The organism is Echinicola sediminis, from assembly GCF_054777495.1.
On record NZ_BAAHAP010000072.1, the window covers coordinates 1 to 16,299 of the forward strand.

The window sequence follows — 16,299 nt, forward strand, 5'->3', positions numbered from 1 at the left end:
GTGAATGTAAAATTATCATAAGATATAACATTTGAGACATTAGTGAAAGCTGCTTAGAACAAGCAGCTTTTTTTTATATCCTCCCCCAAGCTTTCTGCGGGTCATAAGTGATTTTCCCGGAATTGATTTCCAGCGGAGAGCTGATATTATTGTGATAAAGCTGGCCCGTCCCCAAGCCTTGGGGCAGTTTTGTTGCATACAATGAGGTCAGCTGGGCAATGGCATTAAGTCCGATATTGCTTTCCAGGGCAGAAGTCATCCACCAACCGATCCCCAATTCCTCGGCCAGGGATATCCACTCTTTCGTATCCCGGATTCCCCCCACTAATGTTGGCTTTAGAATAATATAAGCAGGCGCAATAGTCCTTAATAGCTGCCCCCTTCTTTCAAGCGAACCTACTCCTATCAGTTCTTCATCAAGTGCAATATCCAAAGGGCTTTCTTCGCATAGCTTGGCCATTTCTTCTACTTGCCCGGCCTTGATCGGCTGTTCAATGCTATGGAGCTCAAGCTCCGCGAGTCGTTTTAATTTCACCAAAGCTTCCTCAGGAGAAAAAGCCCCGTTGGCATCCACCCTCAAAGTGATCTCATCAGCGGTAAATCGCTCCCTTATCTTTTCCAAAAGCCGTATCTCCTGCTCAAAGTCTATGGCTCCTATTTTCATCTTGATACAGGTAAAACCCGCAGCCAACTTCTCCTCTATCTGACGGCTCATAAAATCAGCCTCTCCCATCCAAATCAACCCGTTGATGGGAATTGCTTCCTTGCTGGAATAAAAGTCATTTTCCAAGATCATCCGATTGCCTCCATAATACAAATCAAGCAGGGCTGTTTCCAATGCAAACCGGACGCTGGGATGGCTGTCAGCCACAAAAGTTGAACAAAAGTTCAGGATATCCACTTCAGACCAGGGGATCTCCTCTAACCTCAAACGATCGAGATAGTCTTCCAAAACACTTTCAAAATCCGGGATATCATCCAGACTTAATTTGGGCAGCGGCCCTGCTTCCCCCAGCCCCTCTGCAGACTCATCTCCTTGAATCCTGAGCCCCACAAAAAAAGAATCCTTAGACCTCAACACCCCTCTGGAAGTTCCTGCATCAAACTTAAAATCCAGGCGATGCTTCACCACTCTCCCCTGCACCCTGACGGTATTTAACTTAATTTTGTTCATCTCCTATAGCTAAACGCTTATATTTGCATTCTCAAAGGACAAAACTAAAGGAAAAGTCCTGAAAATTGTCCCTAAGAATGAAATAACAACTGCGAGAAGCTAAATACCTTATGGAGGCCAAGCCGGACATTAAATTATCGGATTATCAGTACGAATTACCGGAAGAGAGAATTGCCAAATTTCCCTTGGAAAAGAGAGACCAGTCCAAACTGTTGCATTTTGAAACCGGACAGATCAGGCACTTCCATTTCTACGATCTCCCTGATTTACTTCCGCAAGACTCCTTGATGGTCTTCAACAACACCAAAGTCATTCCTGCCAGGTTGATTTTTCAGCGGCCCACAGGTGCCAAAATCGAAATCTTTCTACTCCAGCCCATAGCTCCCGGCACGGTAATCAATGAAATCATGGTTCACCAGGGCCCCGTGACCTGGCAAGCCATGGTAGGTAACTTAAAAAAGTGGAAAGAGGATGAAGTCCTTGAAAGAGCCATCACCATTGATGGGCGAGAATTATCCGTGAAAGCACGCCTCGTGGATAGGGAATCCCGATCCGTACAGATTTCGTGGAAAAACCAGCAGGTCCCTTTTGCCGCTATAGTAGAGGCCTTTGGAGAAGTCCCTCTCCCTCCCTATCTCAACAGAAAAGCTACCTCCGAGGACAAACCCCGCTATCAGACCGTCTACTCCCAAAAAGAAGGGGCCGTTGCCGCCCCAACAGCCGGACTGCACTTTACCGATGCCATTCTCGAAAACCTTTCCCAAAAAGGAATCAAAACAGATTACCTTACCCTACACGTGGGAGCAGGCACCTTCCAGCCTATCAAAGACGAAAACATTGTGAACCACCCCATGCACAGCGAACAGGTGGTCATCCGTAAGGAAAACATCCTTAACTTTCTTCATCACAAAGGAAATATCATCGCAGTAGGAACTACCTCCATGCGCTCTCTGGAAAGCATTTACTGGTACGGCGTAAAAATCTTAAATGAAGAGAACAAGGAATTTTCAATACCTAAACTGTATCCTTACCAGCAACACCGCGTAACAGCCGATCTACAAAAAAGCTTTGAGGCTATCTTGGAGCATATGGAAAATGAACAGGTGGATGAAATCACTGGAAGTACTGAAATTTTCATAATGCCAGGTTATGAGTTCAAAGTTTGTAATGGACTTCTTACTAATTTCCATCAGCCCGGTTCCACCCTCATCCTTCTAGTCGCAGCTTTTACCAAAAACAGCTGGAAAGAAATATACAAAGAGGCCCTGTCTCAAGAATACCGATTCTTGAGCTACGGTGACAGCAGTTTGCTTTGGCACAATAAAAAAGCCGTTTTTGGCTAAGCCCCTGTTCCGAGTTTGTTGATTCCATGGATCAGCTTCTGGTAATAAGTCCTCCCTACCGGAACCTTTTCCCCGTCTATAGACACTTCTTTAGGTGAAATAGTCGTGATCCTATCCAGTCTTACCAGATAGGATTTATGGATGCGCACAAACTCATCCTCCGGTAAAATAGCCTCGAACTCCTTAAGAATGTTTCTCAAAGAATAAACTTTCTCTTTGGATACCAGGGTGGTATAGTTACCATCCCCCTTTAGCCACAAGATATTCTTAAACCTCACCCTTCTCAAACAGCCTTTATCCCGTACGAAGAGTGCGTCCTTGATCAAAAGTTCATCGTTTTCCGAATAGTGGTTCTCAAGCTTTGAGTCTTTTTTGTTCATTGCCATCCCATGATGTAATATCGTTTCTCCCATGGTTTATCTTATTTTATCTTGGAGACGTTCAGTAAAACCATAATACAAATACATTTATCCGTACATTTTTTTCACATAAAAAAAGAAACCCGCCAATAAACTAAAATGGCACAAGTTCTCCTCTCAATATTGTGGCAAAAATTATAAGCCTGTTACAGATACAAGCCACCTTAATTACTCACTTATATAAATATAAAAATAATATACATATTTATGTATATAAAAATCATTTTTTTAAATAAATACATAAAAAATAAAGCAAGAAAGCCTGGCAAGGTTTTATCCCTACCAGGCTTCTCAACACCAACTAAACCAAAAATCAATTATTTTTCTGATACTGGTATTCCAGTTTCTTCAAAGTAGATTTACCATAGGCAATTTTTGTAATGACCACGTAAAGCACAGGGACAATGAAAATAGCCAGGAAAGTCGCTGCCAACATCCCTCCAATCACTGTCCAGCCAATGGTCTGCCTTGCTACTGCCCCAGCACCATTGGACAAGGCCAAAGGAACCACCCCAAGGATGAAAGCCAAAGAAGTCATCACAATGGGCCTCAACCGGAGCTTTACCGCTTCAATGGTCGCTGCCAAAATCGGCATGCCCTTATCTACCCGTTCCTTGGCAAATTCCACAATCAGGATGGCATTTTTTGCCGCCAAGCCTATCAAGGTCACCAAGCCAATCTGCGCATAAACGTTATTGTCCAACTTTGGCAGGAAAGTCAAGGCCAAAATAGCCCCAAACGCCCCCAAAGGAAGGGCCAGCAAAATGGAAAAAGGAACCGACCAGCTCTCATACAAGGCCGCAAGCAGCAATGAAACCAGGATAATGGCAAGGGTAAAGATCAGTATTGTCGTGTTCCCAGAGGCCAATTCCTCCCTACTCAAACCGGAGAAATCATAGCCATATCCTGCGGGCAGTACCTGTGCAGCCACTTCTTCCAGCGCTTGCAGTGCCTGCCCACTACTATAGCCCGGAGCCGCATTGCCATTCACCTCAGTGGCCCTGAAAAGGTTGTAGTGATTAATGACTGGTGCATTTTCCACTACATCATAATCCACTAAAGCCCCCAAGGGAACGGACTCCCCATTACTGTTCATCACGTAATATTGTTCCAGATCAGCCATGTCCATTCTGTAGGCCGTATCTGCCTGCGCCACTACGCGGAAGTTTCTTCCATACCTGGTAAAATCATTGATATAAGAACTTCCCATATAGGTGGACATGGTAGAGAAAACATCCGAAACCGCCACCCCTAGCTTCTTGGACTTCTCCCGGTCCACCGTTACGTGATACCCGGGGGTCTTGGCGGTAAAGAAGCTATAGGCCATAGCAATTTCAGGCCGCTGATTGGCGGCAGCCACAAACTGCCCAAGCACCTCCTCAAACTCCTTCACATCTCCTCCTGCCCGCTGCTCAAGCATAAAGCTAAAACCGCCCGTTTGCCCCAGACCTGGAATCGCCGGCGGCGGCACCACGATGATATTGGCTTCCTTGATGGCTGAGAATTTCTGGTTCAGCTGCCCCATCAATCCATAAAGCTGCTGTGAAGCTTCCACTCTTTCTCCCCAAGGTTCCATCTGCACGAAAAAGGTACCACTGTTTGGTTTAAAAGAGAAGTTGATGGCATTCAAACCGCCAATACCGGTAACATTTTGGATACCGTCCGTGCTCGTGATCATCTCCACCATCTCGTCCATGATCGCCCTGGTTCTTGTGGAAGAAGAGCTCTCCGGCAGTTCAAGTGAAATAAACAAACGACCTTCGTCCTCGGTAGGAAGGAAGCCGGTTGGCTTTGCCTGGAACAGGCCAAAGGTCCCTGCGTACAAACAAGCCAAAAGGATCAATACCAGCGGGGTGGCCTTGATGCTTTTTTTCACCCCATTTCCATAGGAATCCGTCACTCTGGCAAACCAAGTATTGAACTTGTAGAAGAATTTGTTGATTCCCCTTGAGTTTTCGTCAATTTCCATGGGTTTCAACAGCAGGCTACAAAGCGCAGGCGTCAAGGTCAAAGCCACAAAGGCCGAAATAAGCACCGATATCGCAATGGTGATCGCAAACTGCTGGTACATCCTGCCGACAATCCCCGGAATGAAGCCCACTGGAATAAAGACGGCTGCCAAGATCAGGGCTATCGCAATTACCGGCGCAGTGATGTCCTTCATCGCTTTCATCGTAGCCTCTCGGGCGGATATTTTTTGTGTATCAATATAATGCTGCGCTGCTTCCACCACCACAATAGCATCATCCACCACAATCCCGATAGCCAATACAAAACCAAACATCGTCAGTGTATTGATGGTAAATCCTAGCGGTATAAAGAAAATAAATGTACCGACAATAGAGACCGGAATGGCCAGAATCGGAATCAGCGTGGCTCTCCAGTTCTGAAGGAAGAGGAACACCACCACAATCACCAGGATAAGCGCTTCAGCTAATGTATGCAATACCTCATCAATGGAGACCTGAACTACTGAAACTGACTCAAAGGGCACGATATAATCCATATCTGCAGGAAAAGTCGTCTTCATTTCATCCAGGGCCTCGTAAATTCCCTCTGCAGTATCGATGGCATTGCTGCCTGGAGCCTGATACACCAACAGCACGGCAGCAGGGTGACCATTTACCGTAGAATACCTACCATAGTCAAATTCCCCAAACTCTATTCTTGCCACATCTTTAAGGTATACCAGCTTGCCATCAACAGGATCTGTTCTCACAATAATATCCTCAAACTCCTCCCCTCTTTCCAATCTTCCGTTTACAGTAATCGCGTATTCAAATGCCTGAGAAGTCAGCTGGGGCATCCCCCCGACCGTTCCCGCCGCTACCTGAAGATTTTGCTCCTGAATGGCGGCAGTGACTTCTTTGGTAGAAATATTGTACTGGGCCATCTTATCCGGCTTCAACCAGATCCGCATACTGAAGTCCTGCCCGATAGCACGGATATCCCCTACACCTTTCACCCTGAGCAAGGCATCCTTTACGAAGATATTGCTGTAGTTGGATAAAAACTTGGTATCGTGTGTTCCTTCTGGGGAATACATACTGATCACCATCATGATACTGGGGTTTCTCTTCCTCACGGTCACCCCCAGTCGCTTAACCGCCTCTGGTAAAGTAGGCTCTGCAATACTCACCCTGTTCTGCACATCCAAGGTAGCAATATCAATGTCCGTTCCCACATCAAAGGTCACATCCATGTTCATCTGACCGGTACTGGTATTGGTACTCTTGATATAGGACATTCCCGGAGTACCGTTTACCTGCGTCTCTATAGGGGTGGCCACTGTTTGCTCGACAGTCTGGGCATCTGCCCCCGTATAATTGGCAGATACAGAGACCACCGGCGGAGTAATATCCGGATATTGCGTTACCGGTAAATTGAGTATGGATATGGCCCCTACCAACAAAATAACAATAGAGATCACCATCGCCGTAACCGGACGTTTAATAAATACTTCTGATATCATAAAATTATCTTACTTTGACGTTAATAAAGCTGGTTTAGCCGTCAATCTTCACTTTGGCTCCCTCACGTAGTTTCTGTATGCCTTCGGTCACGATAACCTGGCCTGGCTTAAGTCCCTCTCTGACCACAATGTCTGCTCCTGCCTTTGAGCCCAACTTGACATTCTGTTGATGAACAGTATTCCCTTCATCCACCACATACACAAAATACTCGCCCATTTGCTCGGTTACCGCTTTGAAAGGAATGGTAAGCTGCTCGCCAATATCCTGGTTCAGGACTTTTAGGTTTACCGTCATACCTGCAATAAGCTCCCTTTCTGGATTGGGGAATTTCACCCTCATATTAATGGTTCCTGACCGCCTTCCGACGGCCCTGTCAATGGTCGTCAATTCCCCATAATGGGCATAAAGGTCTTTCTGCCCAAACCGGATAGAGAAAGTGGAGTCAGGCAGCTCTTCATTATTAAGCATTCTGCTAAATCGACGGATGTCCTTTTCGTTGACCACAAAATCCACTAAAACAGGATCATCTGAAGACAAACTATTCAAGAGGCTCTGCCCTTGGGACACCTGGGCACCCAACCTAACCTGCGAAATACCGACTGTTCCGGCAAATGGTGCCGTTATCAATGAGTAGTTATAGTCTGTTGCTGTGCTTCGTACTTGGGCCTCTGCAGCAGCCACCTGGGATTCTGCCGTAAGAATATCCGCTTGGGCATAATCCAACTGTTGTTTCGCTATGGCCTCCTGCTTGTCCAGCGCTTCATACCTCTCCAGGTCCTTCCTTACCCGCTCCAAATTGGCTTTGGCACTTTTCAGATTGGCCTTGGCCTGCTCATAGGCAGCTTGATACTTGCTTCTATCTATTTCATACAGCTTCTGTCCCTTTTTCACCTGCTGCCCGTCTTTGACAAATATTTGGGTAATGTACCCGCTGACCTGAGGCCTGATTTCAATTTCATTCAAAGGAACCACTGTGCCTGGATAGGTATCCAGTCCCGTCACATGGGCCATGCTGACTTTAGTAGCCCTCACCGATACCGCCTGTGGCTGGTCCCGCTGTGTGGTAGCTTCAGTTCCGCAAGAGCTAACAGCTCCGGCGATTCCAGCAACAAAAATTATCCACAAAAACTTTTTCATTTCCCGATTGATTATATTCTGTTTAGTTGATTTTAATATTACCCAATGCCCTGTCCAGGTCGATCTTACTGGCCAATAAATTGTACATGGCATTGTAATGGTTCAGTTGTGATGTTCTAAGCTCGGTTTCTGCTACGATAAGATCTACATAGGCTTTGATCCCCTCATCGTATTGCAGTTTGATGATATTGTACACCTCCTCGGCCATTTCCATATTCTCTTTTACTGTTTTCCATTCATACAGGTCACTTTTATAATTGGCCAAAGCGGATTCATATTCCGTATTGATCTGCTTCTCTAAGTTTTGCTTCTGAACAAAAACCTTTTCTTGCTGTAGCTCTGCAACCTTTATATCCTGATGCCTTTTTCCTCCCTGGAAAATCGGCAGGGAAAGTGTCAACCCTATGGAAGACTTGGGGTAACTCAGGTTGTACAACTCCGAAAAGGCATCGTTGAAATACAACCAGTTGTAATTATAATTAGCCGACAGGCTGGGCAGGTAAGCCCACTTTTGAAAACCGGCATTAAGTTGGGCAAGGCTCTCCTCGGTTTTGATCTGTTGGTATTCTATTCTGTTTTGAGCCACCATATTCTGGGTGGTGTCGGCAAAAACGGTACTTTCCATGGCTTGATAATCATAGCTCAGGGACAGGCCTTCGCCAGTAGGATACCCCATCAGCTGCTTCAGAAAAGCCAGTTTTGCCTTGACACTTTCCTCCGCCCTTCTTCTGTCACTCTTGGTATTGGATAAGGTGATGGCCGCTCGCTGATAGTCAGTTTTGTCCACTACACCGGATTCAAAACGGCTTTTGGCATCTTTATACTGTTTTTGTTGACGCAGCAGATTTTCATCCAGGATCTTCAGCTGTTCGTAAGTAAGCAGAATGTCATAATAGGACTTACTGACATCCACAATGGTGGCGATCTCCACATTGACCTTGTTCTGATCGTACTGCTGTTTAATGTATTTGGAGGTCCTTCCTGCAAATACCTGCTCCCTGTTGAACAACGTCTGGTCCACTTGCAACAACACCCCGGAATTGTACCTTTTCCCAAAGGTGATGACCTGGTCTCCCAAAGGCTGCTGCTGCAACTTGATGTTCTTGGTTCCGGAAGCACTGGCATTGACTTGGGGCAACCAACCCGACAGGCTCGATTTAATTTCCCTGTCACCGATTTCTTCATCCAGATGGGCTTGCTGCATCGCAGGCCCATTGTCCAGGGCAAACTGGATACATTGCTCTAAGGTAAGCCCTGCCTGCCCTCCATCTCCCACGATCTCCTGACCATAAGTGACATGAGGTAACATCAGGTACCCGAACATAATCCACAAGAGTAAACGACTACTCATTCTCATAAAACTGATAATTGAAAACACTGATTAAAATTGATATCTATTCTACTGTAAACTAGTCCTGCTTTTTGATGCCATCCCAAACAATCTCAGCAATCTCCCCAAGGTTGATCTCATCCTGGCTGATTTTCTTTCCGTGGTGAATCAACACCTTCACCGAACTGATAATCGTCCCATGGACCATGATGGAAAGTATCTCAGGCCTTACCCCGCTGCGTAGCTCACCACTGTCGATCCCTTCTTGAAAAAAACGTTTCAGCCACATGTGCCAGCTGTTCTCCGACATCTGGATTTCTTCAGTGAAATAAGGTGAGTTGAGAAACTGCTCGATAAACCTCTGATAGGATACCTGCTGAGCATAGAAGCTTTTCATATTATGCCAAAAACGCATAAAACGGGTCTTAAAGTCCAAATGGGCCTCATCTCCCTCTGAAGCCACCTCCACCAGCTTTTCCACCACATAATGGTAAAGCTCCATGATCAGCTCATCCTTGCATTCAAAATGATGGTAGATGGTCCCGGCAGCCACCTTGGAGTTTTTGGCCACCATACTCATGGGACAGCCATGAAAACCATGGTCCCTGATCAGGTCAAGGGTAGCCTCTAAAATCCTTTGTTTCTTGTTCATCAAGTTCTGCTTTATAAAAACCGAATGAACATTCAATCGTCATTTTGGGAATTTAGTTCCACAGCTGTTCATCTTTTTTTTCTTTTTTTACTTCCGAAAAGAAACCGGTAGGTTTTAAATAGAAAAACTTTCTCCCACAGCCTGTCCTCCGCAGCCGAGAATACCTATCAACGCACAAAAAAGATTTTTAATTCCATGTCCATCGGTGGAATTAGCAGCTAATTAGTAAAAGTAGTCAACAAGGCAGGAACTTAAATCACCGCCTTTTCCTGAAAAAATTCCACCAGCTCTGATAGGTCTTTGACAATGTGGTCGGGAAATACCCCCCATGGATCCAGAACAATATCCGCTGATCGCTGTACCCATATCACTTTTAGGCCTACATTTTTGGCCCCGATGATATCGAAGGAATTGCCTGAGATAAACCATGTAAATTGATGTCCGGTATGGTTATGCCTTAAAAAAGATTCATAAACCTGGGGATCCGGCTTGAAGGTCTTGGTTCCTTCCACACTGTAAATATTATCAAACTGCCTGGCCAAACCGGCCTGGTCCAAAAGTTCATTTACCTCTTTCAAGGGGCCATTGGAAAAGGCAAACAAACGGTATTTTAAACCTTTCAGTCTTTTCAAGGATTCTTTGGCCTCCGGGTAAGCAGGCAAAGCCCTGCTAAAATTCAAAATAGCCTCCTTTTCCTCTTCCCCTATATCGATCTTGTGATGCAGGCAGGCAAACTCCAATCCTTGTCTGGAACAAACGGAAAAATCCACATCATCCTCCATTAAACGCCTCCGGAAAGCGTACTCCCTTTGCTTATACTTCCAAGTGTCCAAAACCTTGACCGCTTCCTCCCCCATCACGGATTTCATCGGCTTCAGGACACTTGCTGCATCCACTAAGGTTCCATGTACATCAAAGGCAAGTGAAATCTTCATACTCCGAAAAGTTATTTTTATTAATTTAAGGTTTTTGGGAAAATTTCCATCTACTATCCTTAAAAATCTTTATCTAACCTTTGGACAGTTACATTTACCCTCTCCTACAAACACCAACAGCCACCCATATTTCAATGAGCGGCTGTTTGACAAAAATGGTGGATAATTTTTAATTAAATGTTTCCATGTGCATTGGAATTAATCCAACGCAATCATGTTAGATTCAAAATTGGTATAGTCAATGCCTTTGATCAATTTGACCAAAGTATCGGCAAACTCCTGCTTACAAACCGATATCCCATACCTGAAATTTTCGTGCTCTATGTGTTTGATTCGGTGTTCATCGAATAACCTGGAAAGCTCGTCTTTGTACTTGGCTCTTACCATGACGTGATCACCATCCGAAGGGCAATTGACAACTGATAAGAATCCGCTTGTAGAAGTGATTAACATACTATTTTGGTCAATGTTAAAACTAAAAGGTATTAGGGTTCTAAAATATTCCTTTTTAAAAAAGGGCCGTTATACTGTTTTCTAAGAGTTGATAGCTGATCAGGAATCCTTACGCTTTCCTGCAAGGATTGGTAAAGATTTTATTGTGCTCCAACCTGATTTTAGCTAATTAAATGTAATAAGAGTATTTGGGAAAAGCAACGTTAAAAACCACTCTTAATCTTCTTTTTATCAACAACTTATCAACAAAACAGGTTGTATAATCACGCCTTAAAAATTTCCTGAATAAAAAAAATACCCCCAAAGGGGTATTTTTTTACGGGCCTTTCATTAGAAGAATGGCTTGGTCACCGATCCGGTAATATTTCCTTTATTTTATTATTGAAAAAGATCAAACTTGATCCCCAAGTTAAACCGTGCATTATAAAACTCTGCCTGCATGGTCCTTGACTTTATTCCCTGATAATATCTTAATGACTGGTTTGTCAGGTTATTACCTTCAAAGAACAATCTCCATTTAGGTGTGAAGGCATAGGAGGCATTTACATCCAGAAAGGCCTGTTCGTCATAATAACGGTCTTCAAAGGACTCTCCTCCCAATTCGTCCAAATAGTCACTCGCAAAGTTTAAAGAAGCCCTCAAAACCAACTTGCGTGTTTCATAAGAAAGGGAGGCATTGAACATATTTTGAGCAGTCCCCGGCAACATCAAATCCTCTTCTTCTCTTCCCTCAATCCCGGTGGTATTGGATTGGGTAAAGGTATAATTGAGATAAATCCCCAATCCCCGCCAGATTTGCTTTTGGATAGAAGCCTCTACACCAAACACTTTTGCGGTACCTCCATTTTCTGGCCTTGAATATTCCAAATCATTTCCAAAAACCGGATCACTATATCCTTGCTCGGTGATGGTATAAATAAATTGGTCCACATCTTTGTAAAAGCCGCCTAGGGAAACGAGTCCCACATTATCAAAATACCGCTCTCCCATCAAATCAAAATTCATTGAAGTGGTAGGCTTCAAATCGGGATTCCCTCTCACCAGTTCATCATCATCTGGACTGAATTCTGCGAAGGGAACCAAATCATAGTAGTTGGGACGTGCCAATGTATTGCTCCAGGCCAACCTGAAAATGGTATTGGTGTTCAGGTCATACTTTAAATGTACCCCGGGCATAAAATTGGAATAAGAATCTGTAGCAGATTCCAAAGAAAAAGTCTCATTGTCCACATCAAAAATATTTCCTGTGTAGTTGAGCCGGGTATGTTCCCATCTTACACCTGCAGTGGCGGACAATTTATCCGAAAACTGATGGTCTGCCATTAAATAAGCGGCGGAAATGGTTTCATTGGCACTGTAATTCCCTGGAAGAAACTCATCCAATACCGCCTCACTTTCAAACTGTGCCGGATTGTCCAGCTCCAGACTTCCGAGAAATTCAGGAGTTGCAAAAATACCTGCCTGATATTGGCTTCCTGCCAGAAAACCGGGATCAGTTTGACTACGGTTCGGCACTTCTCCAAGTGTTGCCCCAAACGCATTCTCATCCACCGGACTGTATTCATAGAAATCGTTGTTTCGGTTTTTATACTTTCCTCTATACCTGCCACCAAACTGGAGCATTCCATGGTCAGCGTATGGAAGTTTAAAATCCAGTTTACCGTTCAAATCCTCATCAAACGTATAACCGTATTGTTCGCTGATCTCATTCAGTTCGATTGCCCCGTTATCCGAAGGATCTGACAACATAGCCAAAGGCGACCTGGGGTTTTGTACATCAAGTCGCACATCCATATTGGAAGACCTGTAGCTTATATATCGCTCATTGGGGCGCTCCTCGGAGGCTTTGGCGTAGGTCGCTGACCAATCCATTTTTAACTTTTCGAACAGGTGGTTTCCTCCAAAGGTGAAGTTTTTTACCCTTTGATCTTCCAGCCTTCTCATTTTGACCCTGTCCGAATCCAGTCCGCCTTTTGTTTGGAACTCCACTCTCCCCGAAGTCTCGAACCTACCTTCCCCTATGGAAGTAAAATCCCCATCATCAAAGGAATCTCCCAATTGACTTACCCTCATCCTAAACCTATTTTCCCAATCATCGCGGTGGTTGTACATTCCTGAAAACAATAAGGTATGATTAGGATTGATCTCAAAATCCAGGGACAAGGAAACCGATCTCCTTACCCGCTGCACCAGGTACCTTCTGATGTCGAATTCATCCAATACCGCTCCTTCTTCCGACGCATACCATACGGCCTCCACATTGTCTGAGCCAAAATTATGGTTGTTATAGGATGCGGATAAAATGGCCCCAAGCTTACCATTGGCAAACCGATTGCCCAAAATCATCGAACCGGTCCAAATAGGTTTTTCTGAAAGGAGGTTCAGCCCGGTACCAGCCGTACCAGAAATCCTCAACCCGTTTGGGGCTTTTCTGGTAACCAAATTTACCGAACCACCGATGGCATCAGCATCCATATTGGGCAATACCGCTTTGCTTACTTCGATCGTTTGGATCATATCTGAGGGAATCAGGTCCATCTGTACCCGTCTATTATCTCCTTCTGCAGAAGGGATCCGCTCTCCATTCAGGGTTACCGAATTCAATTGCGGCGACATGCCTCGGATAATAATATCCCTGGCTTCTCCCTGATCATACTGCATGGTTATCCCCGGAATCCGCTTAAGAGCATCCCCTATATTAGCATCAGGAAAACGGCCAATTTGATCTGAAGAAACAATATTGGTGATGTTTTGGTTGGTCTTCTGCTGGTTCAAAGCCTTCGCCTGCCCCTTTAAACGGTCCCCCAAAACAATAAATTCCAGTCCATCCATAATGCCAGGAACCATCTGCACCTTTACCTCTGCTGTATTTCCACTCTCCACTAGAACAGTATGTTTATTGATTTCATACCCCAAATAGGTAACTTCTAACTGGTGTTCACCGATTGGAATCCCTGCCAACACAAATTGTCCTTGCTGATCAGTTACTCCCGCGAAATTGGTTCCAATCAAACTCACGCTTGCCCCAGGCAATGAAAGACTCTGGTCGTCTACTACTTTTCCTTTGATGGCACCCTGTCCAAATGCCGAGGATATTGTTATCAAAGTGATCAACAACACCCATATTGATAAATATCTGCTCATTGAATTGTTGCTTTGTGTTGGTTTACTTGATGGTTTTTAAGGTATCTCCCGCCAAATCTTCCCATTTATAGAGCTGAAAAGTCCTATCATCCGACATGGCTACAAAAAGTCCTTTTTTAAAGGTTTCATTTAATGGCACGCTCACCACCTCTGATCCATCACTACTGACGGTACTTGTGTTAATGACCGTCACCAAATCATGCTGGTGGGGATGGGCTTTGGTCCCTTCTCTGGAAAAAACGTGAAACCTATTAGCCTCCTGATCCGACACCAAAATATAGCCCGATCGATCATCTAACTTGTAAATACTGATTCCCTCATGATCCTTTACAAATCCCTCCGTGGCAAAGAGGGCAAGCTCTTCATTTCCTTTAACAGGGTCCGCATGGTATTTTCTTACGCCTACCCCTTCGTCCGAGTAATAGATATAACCCAGCTGTTCATCCACGGCTATGGCCTCGATTTCTTTCTTGCCGCTAAACGCCCCAAACTTTCGGACCAAATCCAGTTCTATCTTTCCTTCTTTGCCAATGATCTCGTACTGCCAAAGATAGGTGCCGTCTTGGGGACCGTTTTTTCTGCCTGCCACTACGTAATGCTTTCCTTTGGAACTGTCAAAATAAACAGCGACCCCCATTAGATCTCTAAACCCTTCTCCTTGCTCATCCTGAAAAACCTCAATTCCTCCTTCATTAATCTCCCTCATAAGGGGCAAACTAAAAAACCTTAACCGTGAAGTAAGCCTTTCCCCAGTCACCACAAAATCTACTTTTGCCTCACCCATATCCAGACCATAACCAATATCCACGTTATTGGGCCTTTGAATCCCTCTGACGACCAAGGAATCAATGATCTTACCCTCAAGATCAAAGGCATAAAGTGCCCCCTCCCGGTCTTTGTCCGTGCCGATAATAATGCTCTTGGAAGGATCTTGTGGGTTGACCCAAATCGCCGGATCATCTGAATCATGGGCCAACGAGTCTGTGACAAAAGTAGCCTGAACCTGCCCTGAGATGGCGGAACCATCCCCCTTCGTTTCGGCCGAAGGTGACTGGCAGGCTCCTAAAAACACCGTCCCCGTCAAAAATAGAAGAACGTTTCGCTGTAAAAGATGTGTCATATTGTTTGTTTGATGGTTTAAAATCAAACAATATTAGAGAGCGAATAAAAAAAGTTCTATTATTCCGCGTTATCAAAATAACAAAAATTATATTCCGAAAAGTAACAGTGGGATAACAGTAAACCAGCGATATCTCCTGCGTATTACATAAAGTCTTTCTAAAACAGGAAAATCCAAACTTTACACTAAACTTGAATATTCAATTTTATTTAACATACCAACAACCAAACTAAATTTCCCCATTGATAACCCGCTTCATTGCTTTGTCGGTTTTTTGTTCCTGCTCCCAGCTACCTGCTTTACGCTTCCTGAGGGCAAATAAAAAGGTTCAGAAAACCTTTCTGAACCTTTTTCACCAAGTTTGACATATTAAAAAATCAACGAAAAGAATTTTTAATGGCTATTAACAACTTCAAAACAGTTTTGTCTTTGATCTTTTTTTCCAAAAATCCGTGATCCACCTGATCGATTTGAACAGTCAGTAACAAAAGTTTCCACAGTTCTACCCAATTGAGCTCTTCAAAAAGTTCCACTCCAAAATTTAGTTGCGCTTTTCCCTGCTCTATTCCCACTCGCTCACTTTTCGGAAAATTACGCAGCTTAAGCTTTATCACATGGGCAAGATCATAAAAATCATAATAGTAATATGCAGCTTCAGGTTTTAATTCAGCCCCCACAATTTTCTCTACCCGATCAAATTCCCTCTCCATTAAGGGGATGAATCCAAGAATCTCTTCCGAAGTCCGGTCTATGGTTTCCCTACTAAAAATGGGATTGTATTCCAACCTTGATTTCACTTGCTTCACTAACATATTACAATGCTTTTTAAATGAAACATACTAACAATTGATCACTTGTCTAAAAGACTCCTTTTATCCTGATCTTCTTAAGCAATTTCAGCAATTAATTTGAAACACACAAGTGTTTTCCAATTTTTTATATAAAAAAATGCTTTTCACATACAGGTTTAAATATTTAATATAAATTCTTTGCTTTATCCTAACTATTGAAACCCTTGTTTTTCCCTCCCTAATTTTAAGAAATCAGGGTCATAATCAGCTACATAGCAGTATTTTTTATATGAAAACACTTGTCACAAGTCAAAGGAAATTTATAACA

Annotated in this window: 12 protein-coding genes; 1 reads left to right on the plus strand and 11 read right to left on the minus strand. The window is 44.0% G+C overall.

Translation table 11 applies throughout. From position 1 onward, the window contains the following. Positions 1 to 73 precede the first annotated feature (73 nt). On the minus strand, positions 74 to 1,174 hold the full coding sequence (menC, locus tag ACYVAA_RS16535; protein ID WP_460543768.1) for an o-succinylbenzoate synthase: 1,101 nt from the start codon (positions 1,172 to 1,174) through the stop codon (positions 74 to 76). 110 nt (positions 1,175 to 1,284) lie between these two features. On the opposite strand from menC, the gene ACYVAA_RS16540 reads away from it, so the two are divergent. Beyond that, positions 1,285 to 2,517: an S-adenosylmethionine:tRNA ribosyltransferase-isomerase gene (locus ACYVAA_RS16540; protein ID WP_460543770.1), complete on the plus strand. Its 1,233-nt coding sequence runs from the start codon at positions 1,285 to 1,287 to the stop codon at positions 2,515 to 2,517. Here the strand turns inward: ACYVAA_RS16540 and ACYVAA_RS16545 are convergent. The 10 genes from ACYVAA_RS16545 to ACYVAA_RS16590 all read right to left on the minus strand — a co-directional run bounded on the left by ACYVAA_RS16545 (position 2,514) and on the right by ACYVAA_RS16590 (position 15,992). Further along, the gene (locus ACYVAA_RS16545) at positions 2,514 to 2,930 is read right to left on the minus strand and encodes a LytR/AlgR family response regulator transcription factor (protein ID WP_460543772.1); all 417 of its coding nucleotides are present in this window, start codon (positions 2,928 to 2,930) and stop codon (positions 2,514 to 2,516) included. The genes ACYVAA_RS16540 and ACYVAA_RS16545 overlap by 4 nt on opposite strands. 319 nt (positions 2,931 to 3,249) lie before the next feature. After that, positions 3,250 to 6,408, minus strand: coding sequence for an efflux RND transporter permease subunit (locus tag ACYVAA_RS16550; RefSeq protein WP_460543774.1), 3,159 nt, complete (start codon positions 6,406 to 6,408; stop codon positions 3,250 to 3,252). A gap of 34 nt (positions 6,409 to 6,442) precedes the next feature. After that, positions 6,443 to 7,546, minus strand: a complete 1,104-nt coding sequence (locus tag ACYVAA_RS16555) for an efflux RND transporter periplasmic adaptor subunit (protein ID WP_460543776.1) — start codon at positions 7,544 to 7,546, stop codon at positions 6,443 to 6,445. Between the two features lie 22 nt (positions 7,547 to 7,568). Further along, on the minus strand, positions 7,569 to 8,897 hold the full coding sequence (locus tag ACYVAA_RS16560) for a TolC family protein (RefSeq protein ID WP_460543778.1): 1,329 nt from the start codon (positions 8,895 to 8,897) through the stop codon (positions 7,569 to 7,571). Positions 8,898 to 8,955: 58 nt separating this feature from the next. Further along, a complete protein-coding gene (locus tag ACYVAA_RS16565) occupies positions 8,956 to 9,528 on the minus strand; it encodes a TetR/AcrR family transcriptional regulator (protein ID WP_460543780.1) in 573 nt (190 codons plus the stop codon). 251 nt (positions 9,529 to 9,779) lie between these two features. Next, positions 9,780 to 10,463 (minus strand): HAD family hydrolase, encoded by a 684-nt coding sequence (locus ACYVAA_RS16570; RefSeq protein ID WP_460543782.1) that lies wholly within the window; start codon positions 10,461 to 10,463, stop codon positions 9,780 to 9,782. A 198-nt stretch (positions 10,464 to 10,661) separates the two neighbouring features. Continuing rightward, entirely contained in the window at positions 10,662 to 10,916 is a 255-nt protein-coding gene (locus ACYVAA_RS16575; RefSeq protein WP_460543784.1) for a hypothetical protein, read from the minus strand. A gap of 378 nt (positions 10,917 to 11,294) precedes the next feature. Further along, complete coding sequence (locus tag ACYVAA_RS16580) at positions 11,295 to 14,060, minus strand: TonB-dependent receptor (RefSeq protein WP_460543786.1); 2,766 nt, start codon at positions 14,058 to 14,060, stop codon at positions 11,295 to 11,297. A gap of 22 nt (positions 14,061 to 14,082) precedes the next feature. Then, complete coding sequence (locus ACYVAA_RS16585) at positions 14,083 to 15,180, minus strand: phytase (protein ID WP_460543788.1); 1,098 nt, start codon at positions 15,178 to 15,180, stop codon at positions 14,083 to 14,085. Between the two features lie 377 nt (positions 15,181 to 15,557). Then, positions 15,558 to 15,992 carry a hypothetical protein gene (locus ACYVAA_RS16590; protein WP_460543790.1) on the minus strand — a complete coding sequence of 145 codons (435 nt, stop codon included), beginning with the start codon at positions 15,990 to 15,992 and terminating at the stop codon, positions 15,558 to 15,560. Positions 15,993 to 16,299 lie beyond the last annotated feature (307 nt).

What these genes read in the sequence shown, in the direction of transcription:
- menC (WP_460543768.1), bottom strand. Translation starts at nt 1,174, where the DNA reads ATGAACAAAATTAAGTTAAATACCGTCAGGGTGCAGGGGAGAGTGGTG.
- ACYVAA_RS16540 (WP_460543770.1), top strand. Translation starts at nt 1,285, where the DNA reads ATGGAGGCCAAGCCGGACATTAAATTATCGGATTATCAGTACGAATTA.
- ACYVAA_RS16545 (WP_460543772.1), bottom strand. Translation starts at nt 2,930, where the DNA reads ATGGGAGAAACGATATTACATCATGGGATGGCAATGAACAAAAAAGAC.
- ACYVAA_RS16550 (WP_460543774.1), bottom strand. Translation starts at nt 6,408, where the DNA reads ATGATATCAGAAGTATTTATTAAACGTCCGGTTACGGCGATGGTGATC.
- ACYVAA_RS16555 (WP_460543776.1), bottom strand. Translation starts at nt 7,546, where the DNA reads ATGAAAAAGTTTTTGTGGATAATTTTTGTTGCTGGAATCGCCGGAGCT.
- ACYVAA_RS16560 (WP_460543778.1), bottom strand. Translation starts at nt 8,897, where the DNA reads ATGAGTAGTCGTTTACTCTTGTGGATTATGTTCGGGTACCTGATGTTA.
- ACYVAA_RS16565 (WP_460543780.1), bottom strand. Translation starts at nt 9,528, where the DNA reads ATGAACAAGAAACAAAGGATTTTAGAGGCTACCCTTGACCTGATCAGG.
- ACYVAA_RS16570 (WP_460543782.1), bottom strand. Translation starts at nt 10,463, where the DNA reads ATGAAGATTTCACTTGCCTTTGATGTACATGGAACCTTAGTGGATGCA.
- ACYVAA_RS16575 (WP_460543784.1), bottom strand. Translation starts at nt 10,916, where the DNA reads ATGTTAATCACTTCTACAAGCGGATTCTTATCAGTTGTCAATTGCCCT.
- ACYVAA_RS16580 (WP_460543786.1), bottom strand. Translation starts at nt 14,060, where the DNA reads ATGAGCAGATATTTATCAATATGGGTGTTGTTGATCACTTTGATAACA.
- ACYVAA_RS16585 (WP_460543788.1), bottom strand. Translation starts at nt 15,180, where the DNA reads ATGACACATCTTTTACAGCGAAACGTTCTTCTATTTTTGACGGGGACG.
- ACYVAA_RS16590 (WP_460543790.1), bottom strand. Translation starts at nt 15,992, where the DNA reads ATGTTAGTGAAGCAAGTGAAATCAAGGTTGGAATACAATCCCATTTTT.